The sequence below is a fragment of the Paenibacillus sp. KN14-4R genome (genome assembly GCF_052180255.1).
GTDB lineage: Bacteria > Bacillota > Bacilli > Paenibacillales > NBRC-103111 > Paenibacillus_AM.
In genome coordinates this window covers 2,274,190-2,289,861 of record NZ_CP197466.1, presented here as the reverse complement: position 1 = coordinate 2,289,861, position 15,672 = coordinate 2,274,190, and the positions used below count along the sequence as shown (strand labels likewise).

The 15,672-nt window shown below is 41.9% G+C and carries 15 protein-coding genes and 1 other annotated feature; of the genes, 12 read left to right on the top strand and 3 right to left on the bottom strand.

What is annotated here, in order from left to right:
• Positions 1–23: 23 nt before the first annotated feature.
• The 5 genes from ACSBOP_RS10825 (at position 24) to ACSBOP_RS10805 (ending at position 7,898) form a co-directional block, all read left to right on the top strand.
• On the top strand, positions 24–1,376 hold the full coding sequence (locus ACSBOP_RS10825) for a D-serine ammonia-lyase (RefSeq protein WP_442600550.1): 1,353 nt from the start codon (positions 24–26) through the stop codon (positions 1,374–1,376).
• Between the two features lie 32 nt (positions 1,377–1,408).
• The gene (locus ACSBOP_RS10820; protein WP_442600549.1) at positions 1,409–2,746 is read left to right on the top strand and encodes a GntT/GntP/DsdX family permease; all 1,338 of its coding nucleotides are present in this window, start codon (positions 1,409–1,411) and stop codon (positions 2,744–2,746) included.
• 134 nt (positions 2,747–2,880) lie between these two features.
• Positions 2,881–3,141, top strand: a binding site (T-box leader).
• A 115-nt stretch (positions 3,142–3,256) separates the two neighbouring features.
• The gene (gene asd, locus ACSBOP_RS10815; RefSeq protein WP_442600548.1) at positions 3,257–4,342 is read left to right on the top strand and encodes an aspartate-semialdehyde dehydrogenase; all 1,086 of its coding nucleotides are present in this window, start codon (positions 3,257–3,259) and stop codon (positions 4,340–4,342) included.
• Positions 4,343–4,507: 165 nt separating this feature from the next.
• The gene (locus tag ACSBOP_RS10810) at positions 4,508–6,919 is read left to right on the top strand and encodes an ATP-binding cassette domain-containing protein (protein ID WP_442600547.1); all 2,412 of its coding nucleotides are present in this window, start codon (positions 4,508–4,510) and stop codon (positions 6,917–6,919) included.
• Positions 6,909–7,898, top strand: a complete 990-nt coding sequence (locus ACSBOP_RS10805; protein WP_442600546.1) for a serine hydrolase domain-containing protein — start codon at positions 6,909–6,911, stop codon at positions 7,896–7,898. Before ACSBOP_RS10810 ends, ACSBOP_RS10805 begins: the two co-directional genes overlap by 11 nt.
• A 21-nt stretch (positions 7,899–7,919) precedes the next feature.
• Here the strand turns inward: ACSBOP_RS10805 and ACSBOP_RS10800 are convergent, their stop codons facing one another.
• Complete coding sequence (locus ACSBOP_RS10800) at positions 7,920–9,254, bottom strand: sensor histidine kinase (RefSeq protein ID WP_442600545.1); 1,335 nt, start codon at positions 9,252–9,254, stop codon at positions 7,920–7,922.
• The gene (locus tag ACSBOP_RS10795) at positions 9,251–9,949 is read right to left on the bottom strand and encodes a response regulator transcription factor (RefSeq protein WP_442600544.1); all 699 of its coding nucleotides are present in this window, start codon (positions 9,947–9,949) and stop codon (positions 9,251–9,253) included. Before ACSBOP_RS10795 ends, ACSBOP_RS10800 begins: the two co-directional genes overlap by 4 nt.
• Before the next feature lie 192 nt (positions 9,950–10,141).
• On the opposite strand from ACSBOP_RS10795, the gene ACSBOP_RS10790 reads away from it, so the two are divergent.
• From ACSBOP_RS10790 to ACSBOP_RS10765, 6 genes are all read left to right on the top strand, one after another.
• Positions 10,142–10,495 (top strand): DUF6220 domain-containing protein, encoded by a 354-nt coding sequence (locus ACSBOP_RS10790; protein ID WP_442600543.1) that lies wholly within the window; start codon positions 10,142–10,144, stop codon positions 10,493–10,495.
• A 26-nt stretch (positions 10,496–10,521) separates the two neighbouring features.
• Positions 10,522–11,286, top strand: a complete 765-nt coding sequence (locus ACSBOP_RS10785; RefSeq protein WP_442600542.1) for an SDR family NAD(P)-dependent oxidoreductase — start codon at positions 10,522–10,524, stop codon at positions 11,284–11,286.
• A gap of 33 nt (positions 11,287–11,319) precedes the next feature.
• Positions 11,320–12,159 carry an SGNH/GDSL hydrolase family protein gene (locus ACSBOP_RS10780; RefSeq protein ID WP_442600541.1) on the top strand — a complete coding sequence of 280 codons (840 nt, stop codon included), beginning with the start codon at positions 11,320–11,322 and terminating at the stop codon, positions 12,157–12,159.
• A 72-nt stretch (positions 12,160–12,231) separates the two neighbouring features.
• Positions 12,232–12,906: a DUF2306 domain-containing protein gene (locus ACSBOP_RS10775; protein ID WP_442600540.1), complete on the top strand. Its 675-nt coding sequence runs from the start codon at positions 12,232–12,234 to the stop codon at positions 12,904–12,906.
• 98 nt (positions 12,907–13,004) lie between these two features.
• Positions 13,005–13,382: a VOC family protein gene (locus ACSBOP_RS10770; RefSeq protein WP_442600539.1), complete on the top strand. Its 378-nt coding sequence runs from the start codon at positions 13,005–13,007 to the stop codon at positions 13,380–13,382.
• A gap of 216 nt (positions 13,383–13,598) precedes the next feature.
• On the top strand, positions 13,599–14,132 hold the full coding sequence (locus ACSBOP_RS10765; RefSeq protein ID WP_442600538.1) for an NAD(P)H-dependent oxidoreductase: 534 nt from the start codon (positions 13,599–13,601) through the stop codon (positions 14,130–14,132).
• 82 nt (positions 14,133–14,214) lie between these two features.
• Here the strand turns inward: ACSBOP_RS10765 and ACSBOP_RS10760 are convergent, their stop codons facing one another.
• Positions 14,215–14,574 (bottom strand): winged helix-turn-helix transcriptional regulator, encoded by a 360-nt coding sequence (locus tag ACSBOP_RS10760; protein ID WP_442600537.1) that lies wholly within the window; start codon positions 14,572–14,574, stop codon positions 14,215–14,217.
• Between the two features lie 266 nt (positions 14,575–14,840).
• On the opposite strand from ACSBOP_RS10760, the gene ACSBOP_RS10755 reads away from it, so the two are divergent.
• Entirely contained in the window at positions 14,841–15,665 is an 825-nt protein-coding gene (locus tag ACSBOP_RS10755; RefSeq protein ID WP_442600536.1) for a MerR family transcriptional regulator, read from the top strand.
• The last annotated feature ends 7 nt before the right edge of the window (positions 15,666–15,672 follow it).

Genomic DNA, 15,672 nt, shown 5'->3' with positions numbered 1-15,672 from the left:
ATTTTAGTACGGAGGTAAACAACATGACTAACAAAATTGCTGGAAAAACGATCGAAGAATGGAAAAATGAATTACCGGAACTGCAGAACATCATTGATACTGAGGAAGTTTTCTGGGTAAACCCGCAGCTTGAGAGCTGCAACAACCGAATTATTAACAAGGAATTAGGGATCGCTGATATCGAAGATGCAGAACAACGATTGATTCGCTTCGCCCCTTATTTAGCAACAGTATTCCCGGAGACTCAGGAAAAAAACGGAATCATCGAATCTGAATTAGTTAACATCCCTAAGATGCAGCAGAAGTTATCCGAAATGTTCAATCAGGAAATAATGGGAAATTTATATCTTAAATGTGACAGTCACCTACCCATCTCTGGATCTGTAAAGGCGCGCGGAGGAATTTACGAAATATTAAAAGTGGCCGAAGATATCGCCTTTAAACATGGCATGCTGTCAATAACCGATGACTACTCCATTCTGGCAGATGAAAAATTCCGGACGCTATTCTCGAATTATTCGATTGTGGTCGGATCAACCGGTAATCTAGGTCTTAGTATTGGGATTATGAGTGCCCAATTAGGCTTCAAAGTTGTTGTGCATATGTCTACTGACGCGAAAGAATGGAAAAAAGATTTATTACGACAAAAAGGCGCAATCGTCGTTGAACACAATAGCGACTATGGGAAAGCAGTAGAAGCAGGAAGACAAGAGTCTCAGAAAGATGCCAATAGCCACTTCGTTGATGATGAAAATTCTGCAACGTTATTCCTTGGTTATGCCGTAGCAGCTAAAAGGCTCCAAAAGCAACTCAATGAAATGAAGATTCCAGTCGATCAGGATCATCCGCTTTTCGTTTATCTACCTTGCGGTGTAGGCGGCGCTCCTGGCGGAATTACTTTCGGATTGCGGACAGTATTTGGAGACAACGTTCATTGCTTCTTTGCAGAGCCAACCCATTCACCGGCAATGTTGCTAGGTTTAATGACACGTGAGCATAGCGAAGTATCAGCTCAGGAATTTGGCGTTGATAATATTACTGCAGCAGATGGGCTTGCCGTAGGAAGACCATCAGGCTTTGTAGGCAAAGCACTAGAGAAAGATATTAGTGGTGTCTTCACTGTTCAAGACGACTGTCTCTATCGAATCCTTAGAAAGTTAGCCGATTCAGAAGAAATATTCTTAGAACCATCGGCAGTTGCAGGATTTATCGGACCCGTTCAACTGCACGCTTCTTCCATGGGACAAGATTATTTGAACAATAATCACCTGGAACAGAAGATGCAAAATGCAACTCATATTCTTTGGGCTACTGGTGGCGGCATGGTTCCTAAAGATGTTATGGATGATTTCTACCGTAAAGGTGCAATGAGCTAATTTACTTTATATTATAGGGAGAGGTTAAGACAATGGACACTGCAACAATGATGATGCTAGTATTGGCTGCATCTATAGCAATTCTCATCTTTCTCATTCTTAAAGTTAAGATACATCCTTTTCTATCCTTAATAATAGTGTGTATATTTGTGGGAATTGCTACAGGTATGCCTCTTCCTAAGATTGCTACTTCCATTGAAAACGGAATGGCCGGAACGTTAGGTTTTCTGGCCGCCGTTATCGGTTTTGGTACAATTTTAGGGAAAATGTTGGAAATATCTGGCGGCGCCGAGCGCCTTGCACGAACATTACTAGAAACAATGGGAGAAAAAAGGGCTCCCTGGGCAATGACAGTTGTCGGGTTAATTTGCGGCATCCCCGTATTTTTTGAAGTAGGATTTGTTTTACTGTTTCCCTTGGTTTTCATCGTTGCCAAACAAGCTAAGATGTCGTTACTCCGTGTAGGAATTCCTTTGGCAGTATCGTTGATGGTCGTTCACTCGATGGTGCCTCCACATCCGGCAGCGTTTGCAATTACTACAACTTTGGGAGCTGATGTTGGTAAGGTCATTCTGTATGCTCTTCTTATAGGAACTCCTACTGCCATTTTAGCTGGTCCAATTTGGGCCAAGTTTATCAGTAAGAAGTGCAAGACTGGAGTAGTACCAGAATCAGAAGTGAGCGCTGAAACACCAGTTGAGGATCTTCCAAGCTTCGGCATTACCTTATTTACTATCCTATTGCCCCTAATCATTATGGTAGGAAAAACGGTTAGTGCATTGTTTCTCGCAAAAGATTCTGCGTTATTGCCTATTGTTAATTTCTTAGGAAATCCAATTATAGCGCTTCTCATCTCGGTATTTGTAGCTTATTATACATTAGGCCTTTCTCGTGGTTTAAAAATGAAAAACTTGTTATCGCTTACAGAACAATGCTTTGGACCGATTGCTGGCATCTTGCTGGTTATTGGCGGCGGTGGAGCTTTTAATCAGATATTAGTTGACAGTGGGTTAGGTGATGAATTGTCTAAGGTTTTGATGTCACTAAATATGAACCCAATTATTCTCGCTTGGCTAATAGCTTGGCTCATGCACCTTGCAATCGGTTCCGCTACGGTGGCCATGATTAGTACTGCAGGCATGGTGGCACCTATGCTGGCTGCTTTTCCTGGTGTGAGTCCGGAAATTATCGTTCTCGCCATTGGTTCAGGAGCGATTGGCTGGTGCCATGTCAACGATTCGAGTTTCTGGTTTGTAAAAGAATATCTGGGATTATCGTTACCGGATATGTTTAAGAGCTTCACTGCGGCATGCCTTATTGCATCATTTGTTTCTCTAGGCGGTATACTACTTTTATCTCTAGTATTTTAATAAATATTATTAAAAGGTACTATTATTACATGCTCCTAACGACATGTAATTATAGTACCTTTTTCAATGCAATAAGAAGCTTATAAAAAACATATTTACCTCGCAGCGATTATCTGATAACATTATTCCAACATTCAAATGCGATGAAGAGAAGAGTAGATAACTCCATTCTTATACAGAGAGCTCCGGCAGCTGGAAAGGGGCAAAGAATCCGTTATTGAACAAAGACTCAGAGCAGCACGTCGGAACCTGATTAGGAGATGATGTGCCAGGAGCTCCTGTTACAGAGCTAGAGTATAAGCATTACATCGTAATGTCGTACTTGAAGAGGCTATTATGGTGACATAGTAGCGAATCTAGGGTGGTACCACGAGCATACATATCTCGTCCCTGAGACTTTTTAGTCTTGGGGGTGGGATTTTTTTGTTTTTTTAAAAAGAGCACACAGCACGCATGCAACATACGGTAGATCAAATATGAACTTCGAATCGGAAAGGATCTGAGAATCTTATGACACAAAAATTAAAAGCAGGTATTGTTGGCGGAACGGGAATGGTTGGACAGCGATTTGTTGAGCTTTTGAATGAGCACCCTTGGTTTGAGGTCACGACAATTGCAGCAAGTGGCAGATCAGCAGGGAAGACATATGAAGAATCCGTACAAGGCAGATGGAAGCTAGCTACTCCAATTCCTGACGCTGTGAAAAATATCGTTGTTCTAGATGCAGCTAATGTGGAAGAGGTTGCAGGTCAAGTCGACTTTATCTTCTGTGCAGTTGATATGACAAAGGCTGAGATTCAAGCACTAGAAGAGGCTTATGCGAAAACAGGCACTCCAGTCATCTCTAACAATTCAGCTCATCGCTGGACACCTGACATTCCGATGGTAATCCCAGAAATTAACCCACAGCATATTGATGTGATCGCTGCGCAAAGAAAACGTCTGGGCACTTCAACTGGTTTTATTGCAGTTAAACCGAACTGCTCTATCCAAAGCTATGTACCGGCCCTACATGCCCTGCTTGACTTCAAACCAACCCAAGTGGTTGCATCGACGTATCAAGCTATCTCTGGAGCGGGCAAGAACTTTACTGATTGGCCAGACATGTTGGATAATGTTATTCCTTATATTGGCGGTGAAGAAGAGAAAAGTGAGCAAGAGCCACTTCGCATCTGGGGAAGCATTCATAATGGGGAAATTGTTAAAGCAAGCTCTCCAATAATTACCACACAATGTATTCGCGTTCCAGTAACAGATGGGCACTTGGCAACTGTATTTGCATCGTTCGAGAACAAACCTGCCAAGGACGAAATTCTTGCTCGCTGGTTGAACTTCAAAGGACGTCCGCAGGAACTTGGTCTACCAAGTGCACCGAAGCAGTTCATTACGTATTTTGAAGAAGACAATCGACCACAAACGAAGCTGGATCGTGAGATCGAGCGCGGTATGGGCGTTTCCGTGGGTAGGTTGCGTGAGGATTCCATCTATGATTACAAGTTCGTAGGACTATCCCACAATACATTACGCGGAGCAGCAGGTGGCGCGGTTCTGATCGCTGAGTTACTGAAAGCGGAAGGATATATTCAGGCGAAATAGGGTTTGAACACAAAACAAAGCAGTAAGCATTCTGATTCCTTCAGGGCTTGCTGCTTTTTTTATCATATATTTACTCTAGAACATATGTGCGATAAAATATTGATAAAACCAATAATTAACTATTGAGGAACTTTTATTTTCTAGTCTTGTCAGATGGAGGGAAGTATGAGTGATTTTATTGAAATAAAAGGTGCCCGGATTCATAACTTGAAAAACATTGATATACGGATACCGCGGAATAAATTGACTGTGATTACGGGTGTGTCAGGAAGTGGGAAATCAAGCTTAGCCTTCGATACTTTGTATGAAGAGGGAAAACGACGGTATCTCCTTTTTTCAGGGGAACAATATAGGGTAGATACCAACTCTAAGTTTGACTCCATAACCGGTCTGGCACCCACAGTGGCGGTTGAGCAGCGCATCATCCGTCAATCGAATCCGAGAAGTACAGTTGGAACTCGGTCAAAGGTCGGGAATTTACTGGCTATTTTATTTGCTGCATTTGGTAAGCGCGATCCGAAGTACGACGATGGTTTGCCGCTTTCTATGGAGTTCTTTCAGAGAAATTCCACTAAGGGCATGTGCGTCAAATGCTTAGGGAGCGGCCGTTATCATGAGTTTAACGAGGATGCCATTATTCAGTTGGACATGCCGATCAAAGACATATTTGACGGATTTTTAATGAAGCATAGATTTCATAAATCTAATTTTAAAAAATTTTGCGAACTGCATCATATAGATGTGAATGACATAATCAGAACGTTATCGGATGAGCAATTATTGTTATTCAAGTATGGCTGCCGCAAAAGTGGATTTGTTGGGGCTGTTGTATTTTTTCATGATATGCAAAAGCATATGTCCAGCAAGAATAGTCGGCGCAATAAAGAGGATAAAGAAATTAATTTGTGGGGAATAAGAACAAATGCCATCACTTGCCCCAAATGTAACGGGATGGGTCTTGGCAAACAAGCAATTCATACAACGATTTCGGGTAAAACAATTACTGAGCTAGAGAATATGTACATAGACGAGCTATTGTTGTTCTTCAACAAAGAACGAGACAAATTACCTGGCAAGAACTTCATTTATGCAATCATTTCGAAGCTTCAATGTATGGTTGATGTCGGATTGCATCATCTCTCCTTATCCCGTCAAGTCCCAACGCTTTCAGGTGGAGAAATTCAGCGACTTTTTCTTGCCTCATTTATGATAGCTGATATGGATTCCATCATCTTAATTTTTGATGAACCGACGATTGGGCTTCATGAGGTGGAAAAAGAAACATTGATAAACATCGTACGAAACCTTGTCAATCGCGGAAACACCGTTGTCGTTGTGGAGCATGACGATAATTTTATGCGTGCTGCTGATTATATCATTGAACTTGGTCCCGATGCGGGTATTTATGGAGGCGAGCGTATCTTTCAAGGCAGTCTGCATGAATTCATCTCTTGCAGCAGCTCAAGAACCGCACCTTATCTAGCAGGGAGCAAATTTGTGAGTGTTAAACATGATTATAAACGGATAGATGAGCGAAAAATGCTGCAAATCCACCATGCAAATCTGCACAACTTGAGAGATGTTACTGTATCCATACCTCTTGGGTTGATGGTTGGCATTGCAGGGGTTTCTGGCAGCAGCAAGTCCAGTTTGGTTCAAGATACGCTGGTCCCTAAATTGAAGGGATTATTAAAAAGTAAACTCATTCATGAAGTGGATGACGATGATATCTCATCAATGGATGACAACTCGTCGGTTACGGGCACGGAATTTATAAAAAAATGTATCGTAGTGGATCAGAAGCCGATCGGCAGGAGTAAAACTTCTTGTCCAGCCACTTACACGGGAATGACGGATCGAATACGCGTGATGTTTGCCAACACACCCAAGGCGATTGAGAACGGATATGCAGTTGGGTTGTTCACTGTAAATTCCGAAGGTGGATGTAGAGTATGCAAGGGAGAAGGCTTTAAGAACTTTTATGTCGGTTACGGGAATTGGATCGAAGTGGAATGTGAGATGTGCGGCGGGACTGGGTACATCGAAGAAGCATTAAGCGTTACGCTCGATGGGAAGAATATCAAGGACATCATGGACATGAGTGTAACAGAAGCAGCCACATTTTTCGGACGAACAGAGTCTGAAGCTTACGACAAAACCATATCAAACATCCTGGCCACTTTCGAGAGTGTCGGATTGGGCTATATCAAGCTTGGACAGAAAACACCAACAATTTCAGGCGGCGAAGCTCAACGAATCAAGCTGGCAAAAGAACTTTGTAAACAAAAAGGCAGTGACAATGTTTTTATTCTAGATGAACCGACAACAGGTCTTTCCTTTTCTGACACGGAGCGTTTAATCAAGTTAATGCAGCAGCTTGTAGACGCAGGGAATACGATTATTGTTACGGAACATGATCCGTCTGTTTTGGTTAACTGTGATTTCATAATCGAGATGGGACCAGGCGGTGGCAGTGATGGCGGATTTGTGATCGCGCAAGGTACACCGAAAGAGTTAACGGTAAACAAAAATTCTATTATAGGGAAATATCTAAAGCAGGTGCAATATGAGCTTTGAATGGTTGATTTCTACACCAGAAAAAGAAGGCACAGATAGTCATATTTATAATCAAGTCGATGATTATATCAGGCAACAAAGGTATCGTCTAGTAAATAGTGTTTTAGTTGTGAAGAATGGAAGGATTGTATTTGAAAGATATTACAATAAGTATACTGAGAGCAGCAAAAATAATATCAAATCAATCTGGAAAAGTATTCTCTCCATTGTGACAGGAATTTGCCTTAATAGAGGGATGATCACAAGCTTGGATGAACCTATCGGAAAATACTTACCTGAATTCTCGCGTAATATGCATCCCTATCACAAGCTTATCACGATTCGTCATTTACTGACTATGTCATCAGGCATTTATTGGAATGGCGGGATCCATTATCATAGTCCGATGATGGCTCAGATGATGAGAACGAATGATTGGATCGGGCATATAGCCGATATTGATATACAACACGTTCCAGGGATGCATTTTCAGTATAAGGAATGGGACGTCATGCTGCTGTCTGCCGTAATTGGGAGAGCGGCTGGGGGAACTGCTTATGACATCGCAAAGGACTATTTATATGAGCCGCTCGGTATTACCGGCGGGAGATGGCCGCAAAGTCCATGTGGTTTTTCCTATACTGTGATGAAAGGTGAGGAAGAGTCCGATTTATCAGCTAGAGACTTAGCGAAAATAGGTATGTTGTTTCTTGATCATGGCAGGTTTAACGGAAATCAAATTGTATCTTCCGAATATGTCAAACAAGCTGTAACCGCTTCTTTTTCTAATGCTTCATTGGGTTCTTCATTAGGAACTGACGCTTATGGGTTTCTTTGGTGGTTATTTTCTGATGGGTATGGATGCCGTGGGTTCGGGGGGCAGGAGATCAATGTCATACCTGACCAGAAATTTGTTTCCGTTATATTAGCTACACCAACACCTTCGAGTAAATGTTATAGGGATATTCACAGCAACATATTGCAAAAAGCCATTTTGTAATATTTTTTGTGCCACATATAATTATTTTTCACTACTTCCAATAACCATCCATCCTGTAAACAAAGCACCGCCGATTCTACTAACATTGTTAGCAATGAGATCGCCATTGTGTGCTCTCAATATCCGCCGAGCGATTGTTAGTCCAAGCCCGGTACCCCCATTCTCAGGATTTCTTGAATCGTCCCCTCGGTAAAACGCTTTAAAAATGCTTGGCAATATGTGCTCTGGAATTCCCGGTCCGGTATCTTCAATCATGAAAACGATTCGCGATTGCTCCATATGTAGTTGAACTGTAATGGAACCACCTGCTGGCGTATGATGGAGCGCATTATCGAGCAGATTGCCAACCGCGCGTCTTAGTAAATGAGCGTCACCTTGAAGAATTCGGCGTTCAGCAGGTGCTTCGTATAACAACACTTTCTCTTTTTCTTTGGCGACTGACAAGTAATCCGTTACAATATCGGAGAACAACTCCCCAATATCTACGGGATTCGAACGTAGAATTTGTTCCACAAACACCATCTGACTGTAGGAAAAAAGATCGGACACCAACCGTTCCAGTTGGTCAGCCTTTTTACTGCAAATTTCTACGTATTTTGAAGCTTTCTCCGGCTTGTCAGCCATTCCTCGCCCCAGCCGTGTTAAATATCCTCGTAGAACAAATAACGGCGTCCTTAAGTCATGAGCAATTGAGCTAATAAAGAAACGTCGCTCTTCCTCCATCTCGGACTGTCGAATCAACGATTCTCTTAAACTTATACCCATAGCTTGGAAGGCAGACCGCACATCAGCAACCTCCATAACGGTCGACTGCGGAAGGTGAAAATCAAGATCGCCGCTAGCAATCCGTCTTGCAGCAGTGCTCATAGCTTCTAAAGGCTTCACAACTACACGACCCATTTGCCATCCGATAAACAGAATAGCGCTTAAGCCAGCAAAAAAAGCGAGCAAGGTTGCAAACGCATTTTTTTGCTCTGGAACGAAGAATAGGGCACTCCCTAGAAGGTTTCCTTGTTCGACGATACGAATCTGTTGATATGCGGCGGTTGTATTTACACCAGATGGGACAAAGCGATAGATTTCGCGACCTGTTGAATGAAGCAGGATGATTCCCAATTGTGAAGACTCGGCACTTTTCCCAAGAGATTCTTGCCAAACGGGGTCATGCCAGTTGAGAACTGGCGTGTCACTGACTTCCTCGATGACCGCATCTAGTGTGATCTGCTGCCGTGTAAGACTGGAGTTATCTAGTATGTAGTGATCGATTATATTCGGAATTTCGTAGAACAACCGTGGGACAAACAGAACGATTAGCATACCGATAATCATCCATTGGCGAATGCGGAGAGTTTTCATCTTCGAACCCCTTCGAATCGGTAGCCGATGCCCCAAACATTTGTAATATACATCGGTTTTCTCGGATTTTCTTCTATTTTTTCACGTATTCTACCCATTTGGACAGTGACGGAATGTTTATCTCCTACCCCTTCCCAGAATCGCTGGAGAAGTTGCTCGTAAGTGAATACTTGACGCGGGTATTCCGTGAACAAGCATAGTATCTCGAATTCCTTTGGGGTCATGGATACCGGTCGGCCATCTACTTTTACCTCATATGCTGTTATGTTTAGGACGAGCCTGCCGAAGTCAAGTTCAAGACTAGGATCTTTTTCATTTCTGTTGTAGCGCCGTAACACGGCTTTAACTCGTGCGATTACTTCCTCTGGCGTAGCTGATTTGACAATATAATCATCTCCGCCCAAGCTGAGCCCCCTAATTTTATCGACATCTTCACCTCGTGCACTAAGGAAGAGGATTGGCGTATCCAGCGATTTGCGAAGCTGTCGACAAAGCTCCAGACCGCTCTGGCCAGGCATCATAACATCCAGCAGCAGACAGTCGATTCGTTTCTGATTACAATCCAACACTTCTAAGGCTTGTGTAGCGCTGTACGCTTCGAACACTTCAAATTGCTCGTCTTCAAGAAAATCCCGCATCATTTCCACGATTTCTTTATCATCATCCACGATCATTATCGTACGTTTTCTGTTCACAATGTTTCCCCCTAAAACGAGTAACAATTATTAGAATAATTGTAACATATTAACTTCCTGTCGTACTCCGAATGACCAGAATGTTAGGGTTCATTGACTGTTTTGTGACTATTTCGAGCAGTTTTTTGTGAGATTCAACCGTTATTATAGGAACTGTGGATGAATCAAAGTAAGACGGGGGGGAGGACAGGTATGCAAGTAGGACGTCTGATTTATAAAGGATTGGCATGGATTTTTTTAATCTGTATTGTGGTGCAAGTCTTTATTGCCGGTATAGCGACTTTTTCCGATCCAGCAAATTGGGCTTTACATCGGACATTTGCCAAGATTTTTGCTTTAGTGCCATTGGTCATGTTTCTACTGACTTTTGTAGGCGGTATCAAAGGAAATGATCGCTGGATCAGTCTTGGTTTATTTTTATTGATGGTATTTCAGTTTTTGACGATTCAAGTATTTTCGTCGGTTACTGTACTCGCCTCTTTTCACCCGGTAATTGCTATGCTGCTGTTTTGGGGCGCTGTCACAACGGTTAGAACAATTCCATAGATAACTTTTAGACTGGGAGGATTGTCATGAACATACATCTTAAGGGGAAACTGGCGCTTGTGACCGGAGGGAGCGGGGGAATCGGAAGTGCGATTGCTATTCGGCTTGCATCGGTGGGAGCAATTGTCGCCGTCCATTACTTACGGAAAAAGGAAGGTGCAGAAGAGACGGTCCGCGCCATTCGTGAAGCGGGAGGGCAGGCAGAAGCCTTCCAAGCCGATCTCTCCGATCTGAATCAGATCAACTTGTTAGTGAAGGAGGTACAATCAGCATTCGGTGTATCCATTAACATACTGGTTAATAATGCTGGACAAATGAGCTATCGCTCTTCATTAATGGAGTTAACGGAGGACTATTACGATCAAATGATGGATATTAATTTCAAATCCTGCGTGTTCTTAAGCAAAGCTGTCCTTCCCTCCATGTTGGAACACAGAAGTGGTCAAGTCATAAATATTGCTTCACTTGCCGCCCACAGTGGAGGTGGGGCGGGAATTGCGATTTATGCAGCGGCTAAAAATGCGATGCTTGCTTTTACTAAAAGCATGGCAAAGGAATATGCAAGGAGCGGAATTCGTGTCAATGCCATTTGTCCCGGGGTAATTGCCAATACCTCAAACGATCGATTCAAAACTGAGGAAATTCGTAAATCGATAATCGCTAGTATTCCGCTTCAGCGGGAAGGTCTGCCGGAAGATGTAGCAAACGGTGTGCTTTTCTTGGCATCCGATCTTTCCGAATTCGTAATCGGGGAGACATTGGAGATTAACGGTGGCATGTCGATGCGCTAGCTCTATAAATATATATAAAGGAGATCAAACACGATGGAACCTATTTTGAATCGCCAATGGATAAAACTAGTACAAATGCAGCACCCCGAAAAGCTGCTACCTTTTGCACGTCATCTCGATGATAACACTTTGGCGGCCGTATATGGTTTGAATGTGGATACCTATTTGACCATCAAAGGCCTTTTGTCTCAACAAGCTAGAGAGACTGCAAAGCAATTATTGGCTGATCCTGAGTTTGCCGATCGAGTCGACCATTTGCCGTTTAAGGCAGGTGAAACTGTTATCGGAGTAGGGGAGAGTACGACAGACGATCTACTCTCTTGGTTTGAGATTCTTCGCCATTTGTTGGATCTTCAACGACCGCAGGATGAAATACTTTTGATCAATGAAGGTATTTCCGGCCAAACGACTACTCAAGTCCTTGGACGGTTCAGCAGCATAGTTGCCAAGCAGCTGAATTGGATATTTTGTATGATCGGAAGCAACGATGCGATGCGCGTCGGTGTGGATCCGACCAAAACACAAGTCAGTTTGGAAGAGACGGCCCAAAATCTTGCGGCAATTCGTAGTATTGCGGCTACCCGAACAAAGTCACAGTGGGTCTGGCTAACTCCGCCGACTATCGACGAAGAACGAGTTGCTGCATTTACTTATTTTCAACAATCACAGTTAACCTGGCGAAATGCAGACATCCTCGCAATTGGTGATATGATCCGTAAACTACCTGACCTGGTGGTTGATGTTCAAGCGGGATTTGGGAAACAAACGGCGACAGCATTCTTAGAGATAGACGGACTACATCCTACGATCGTCGGACAAAAAGCGATTGCGAAATTGATTGTAGAAAATCTTACAGGAGGAAGTGCAGGATGAAAGTGGTCAACTGAAAGTGGATAAATAAATATATGAATTGGAAAGGTCCGAAAAGCAAAAGGAAGTGCTCTTATGACAAAATCGTACAAAATACGGATCGGATGGCGTCTAATCGTATTACTTACATTAGGTGCTGCCATCTTTGCCGTGGCGCCATATTTTCTGCTGGACCCCGGACTCAGTCGCGTATCGATTAGTCCTTCGTTTCAACTTCATTTCCCACTATTACTCGTTCACATCTTTTCGTCCTTCTTTGCCCTAGTAATAGGCTGGCTGCAATTTCTTCCCACACTGCGAATCAACCGGCCACAAGTCCACCGCCTGGTTGGAAGGTTCTATCTGACGTTCGTCGCAATAGGCAGCGTTACCGGTATCATTGTTGGAATGTATACAACAAGTTATATCCGACAGATGGCATTTATAACGTTAGTGTTGCTCTGGTTGTATACTGGATGGAAAGGGTATTGGACGGCTCGGCATAAGAGGTTCGATGCTCATGGTATATGGATGATACGCAATTATACCGTAACGCTTGTTGCAGCTACTGCACGACTTGTGACTCCATTATGCATCTTGATTTATTTGGTTTGTAATAGAGGGGAGTCATTGGGTGGTGTCGAGGATGTATTGAATCATGTTTTAGAAATCAACATTTGGGTTGCTTTGGTCGTTAACGTCGTCATTTCAGAATGGATGCTAGTCAATCGGCTCAAAAAAAGGATATTCATTGACAGGAATATTCCTTGAAGTGTATATTTAAAACATTAGGAAGATGACCATACTGATGAAGAGCTGAGCAGCATGTCAGATAAGGTCATGACTCATACAAGGGAGTGAAAATATGAATGATTAACAAAGTCGGTCAAATTATGTTATATGTGAATAACCAAGATGAGGCAGTGAATTTTTGGACAGAAAAACTAGGATTTCATGTCATATCTGAAGAAAATAATGGTCCAATGAGATGGATTGAAATTGCTCCTACAAAGGGTGCAGAAACAAGCATCATTCTTCATAATAAGGAATTAATTGCTAAAATGTCACCTGGATTAAATCTGGGTACACCTTCTCTCATGTTTTTTGCAGAAGATCTCGATCAATTACATGGCGACTTATCGAATAAAAATGTTAAAGTCGGAGAAATTGTAAATATGCCTGCCGGAAGAGTATTCAACTTTGCAGATGATGAAGACAATTATTTTGCTGTAATGGAAAAGAAGTAAATTAAACTGAACCAATATCCTTTTGAGGCGTCTGACAGGAATAGTCAGACGCCTTTTTTCAATGAACTAGAAACGACAGCTCTCATCATAACCACATGGTTGGGGCTGTTTGACGCTTACCTTTATGTAAGTACCTGATCTAAAAGTGCGTACTTACATATTTGGAGCGTGCACTTTATACTCAAAAAGTAAATCATGCTTAAGGAGGAGAAATCTTTGAAAACTCTTGTTATTGTAACGCACCCAAGCATCGAAACATCTGTCATAAATAAGCGGTGGGTAGAAGAACTCAAAAAATATCCGGAAAAGTATACGGTACACGAATTGCATAAGGTTTATCCTGACGGAAACATTGATGCGGGAAAAGAACAGCAATTAATTGAATCGCATAGTAATCTTGTTTTACAGTTCCCTGTTTATTGGTTTAATTGTCCACCACTCCTTAAAAAGTGGCTCGACGATGTTTTTGCTTATGGTTGGGCTTATGGTTCCAATGGAGGCGATAAATTAAAGAACCGCAAAGCTGCTTTAGCTGTATCTGCCGGAATTAAAAAAGAAGATTATAGGGAAGAGGGAAGATATCACTATACTCTTGAACATTTATTATCTCCTTTTGAAACTTCCTTCCTATACTGTAAGGCAGATTATCGTTCGTTCTTTGCGTTTTATGGTGCAGAAAATTATGAGCCATCTGCAAGTGAATTGGAAAGAAGCGCACAAGATTATTTGAATTTTATTGACAACCTGTAATAGGTACTTTAATAAAGCTATAAAAAAGAAGTATTTCCTTGTTTAGGAGATACTTCTTTTGATTTAAACAAAATAGCTACGCCTACCGCTGTGCAGCCTCCAGAGCTAACAAACTGTTTTTCTCTCCCCAATCGCACATCATATTTAACAATGGAAGGAGAGATAGACCACGTTCAGATAATGAATATTCAACTTTTGGAGGTATTTGGGGAAATTCCTTGCGTATGATCAGGCCATCTACCTCCAGCTCTTTTAACATGATGCTTAGCGTTTTAAAGGAAATGGTACCGATACTTCGCTTCAGCTCATTATGCCGCATAACCTTATTTTCAGACAGCCAATATATAATGATCATTTTGTATTTACCGCCGATTAAGGATAACGTATATCCAAAGCCAGTGTCTTTTAGGTTCACGCCAGTCGGAACACAGGTTTCACTCATAAGTTACACTCTCCCTTAGGTCAGTATATGTTATAAAGATACATACTTAATTATTGATCATTATGCAATTTTATTGGGGGGAAGTAAAGTAAGGCCGAACAACGCGTTGGCCAAGATCACAGTAAAAGGTTATAGAAATATAGATAAAGTATTGACATGTTCTGGGATATACCAATGTGTTCGCAGTTGACTTTGCCCTTAGGGTAAGGTGTATAAGTAGAAATGAACAAATTATTTATATAAAAAGCATGAATGGAGGTGACCTCTTGCTATCGATTGGAGAATTCTCGAAGATATGCGGAGTATCTACAAAAACGCTTCGATATTATGATGACATTGGATTAATTCATCCGGATGAGATTAATCATGAGAACGGTTACAGATACTATTCTATCAGGCAGCTAAAAAAGATGATCTTTATCAACCGTTTGAAATCCTATCATTTTTCTTTGGAAGAAATCAAAGTCATTTTGGAATTGGAAAAAGATCTATCAGAAGAGAATCTTTGTTCTGCCCTTAATCGCAAGAGAAGGGAAATACAGGAAAAGCTAAATGCTTTTGAATATACCCTTAAACAAATGAGTACTGATATTTTGAATTTAGAGAAGGGCATACCCATTATGTCATACCTTGACCATATAGAAGTACAACTTGTTGAAACCCTGCCAATGAGTATCCTTTATATGCGTCAGATGATGAGTAGTGATGATTATGCTCTAGGATATGAAAAGTATTTTAGTAGGTTATATGAAAAGATTGCTACTGAAAAACTTACCTTGCTTGGTATGCCAATGACGATTTATCACAGCCCGGAATACAATCCTGCCGGCAATGATACAGAGTTTGCTATCCCAATAGAGGAGACTGTAAAAGGAACGAGAGATTTGTCGGGAGAACTTTGTGCGAAATCTGTTTTAAAGGGTTCGTATTCAGAATTGACATCAGTGTATGCCAAGCTGAGGGAATGGATAGAGAATGAAGGCTATGAATTGGTAAATTCACCATATGAAGTATACGTAACCAACCCCAATCAAGCCACCACGGCTGAGGATATTGTTACCGAGGTGTATTTTCCTGTGAAGAAAAAATAGTAGCAGA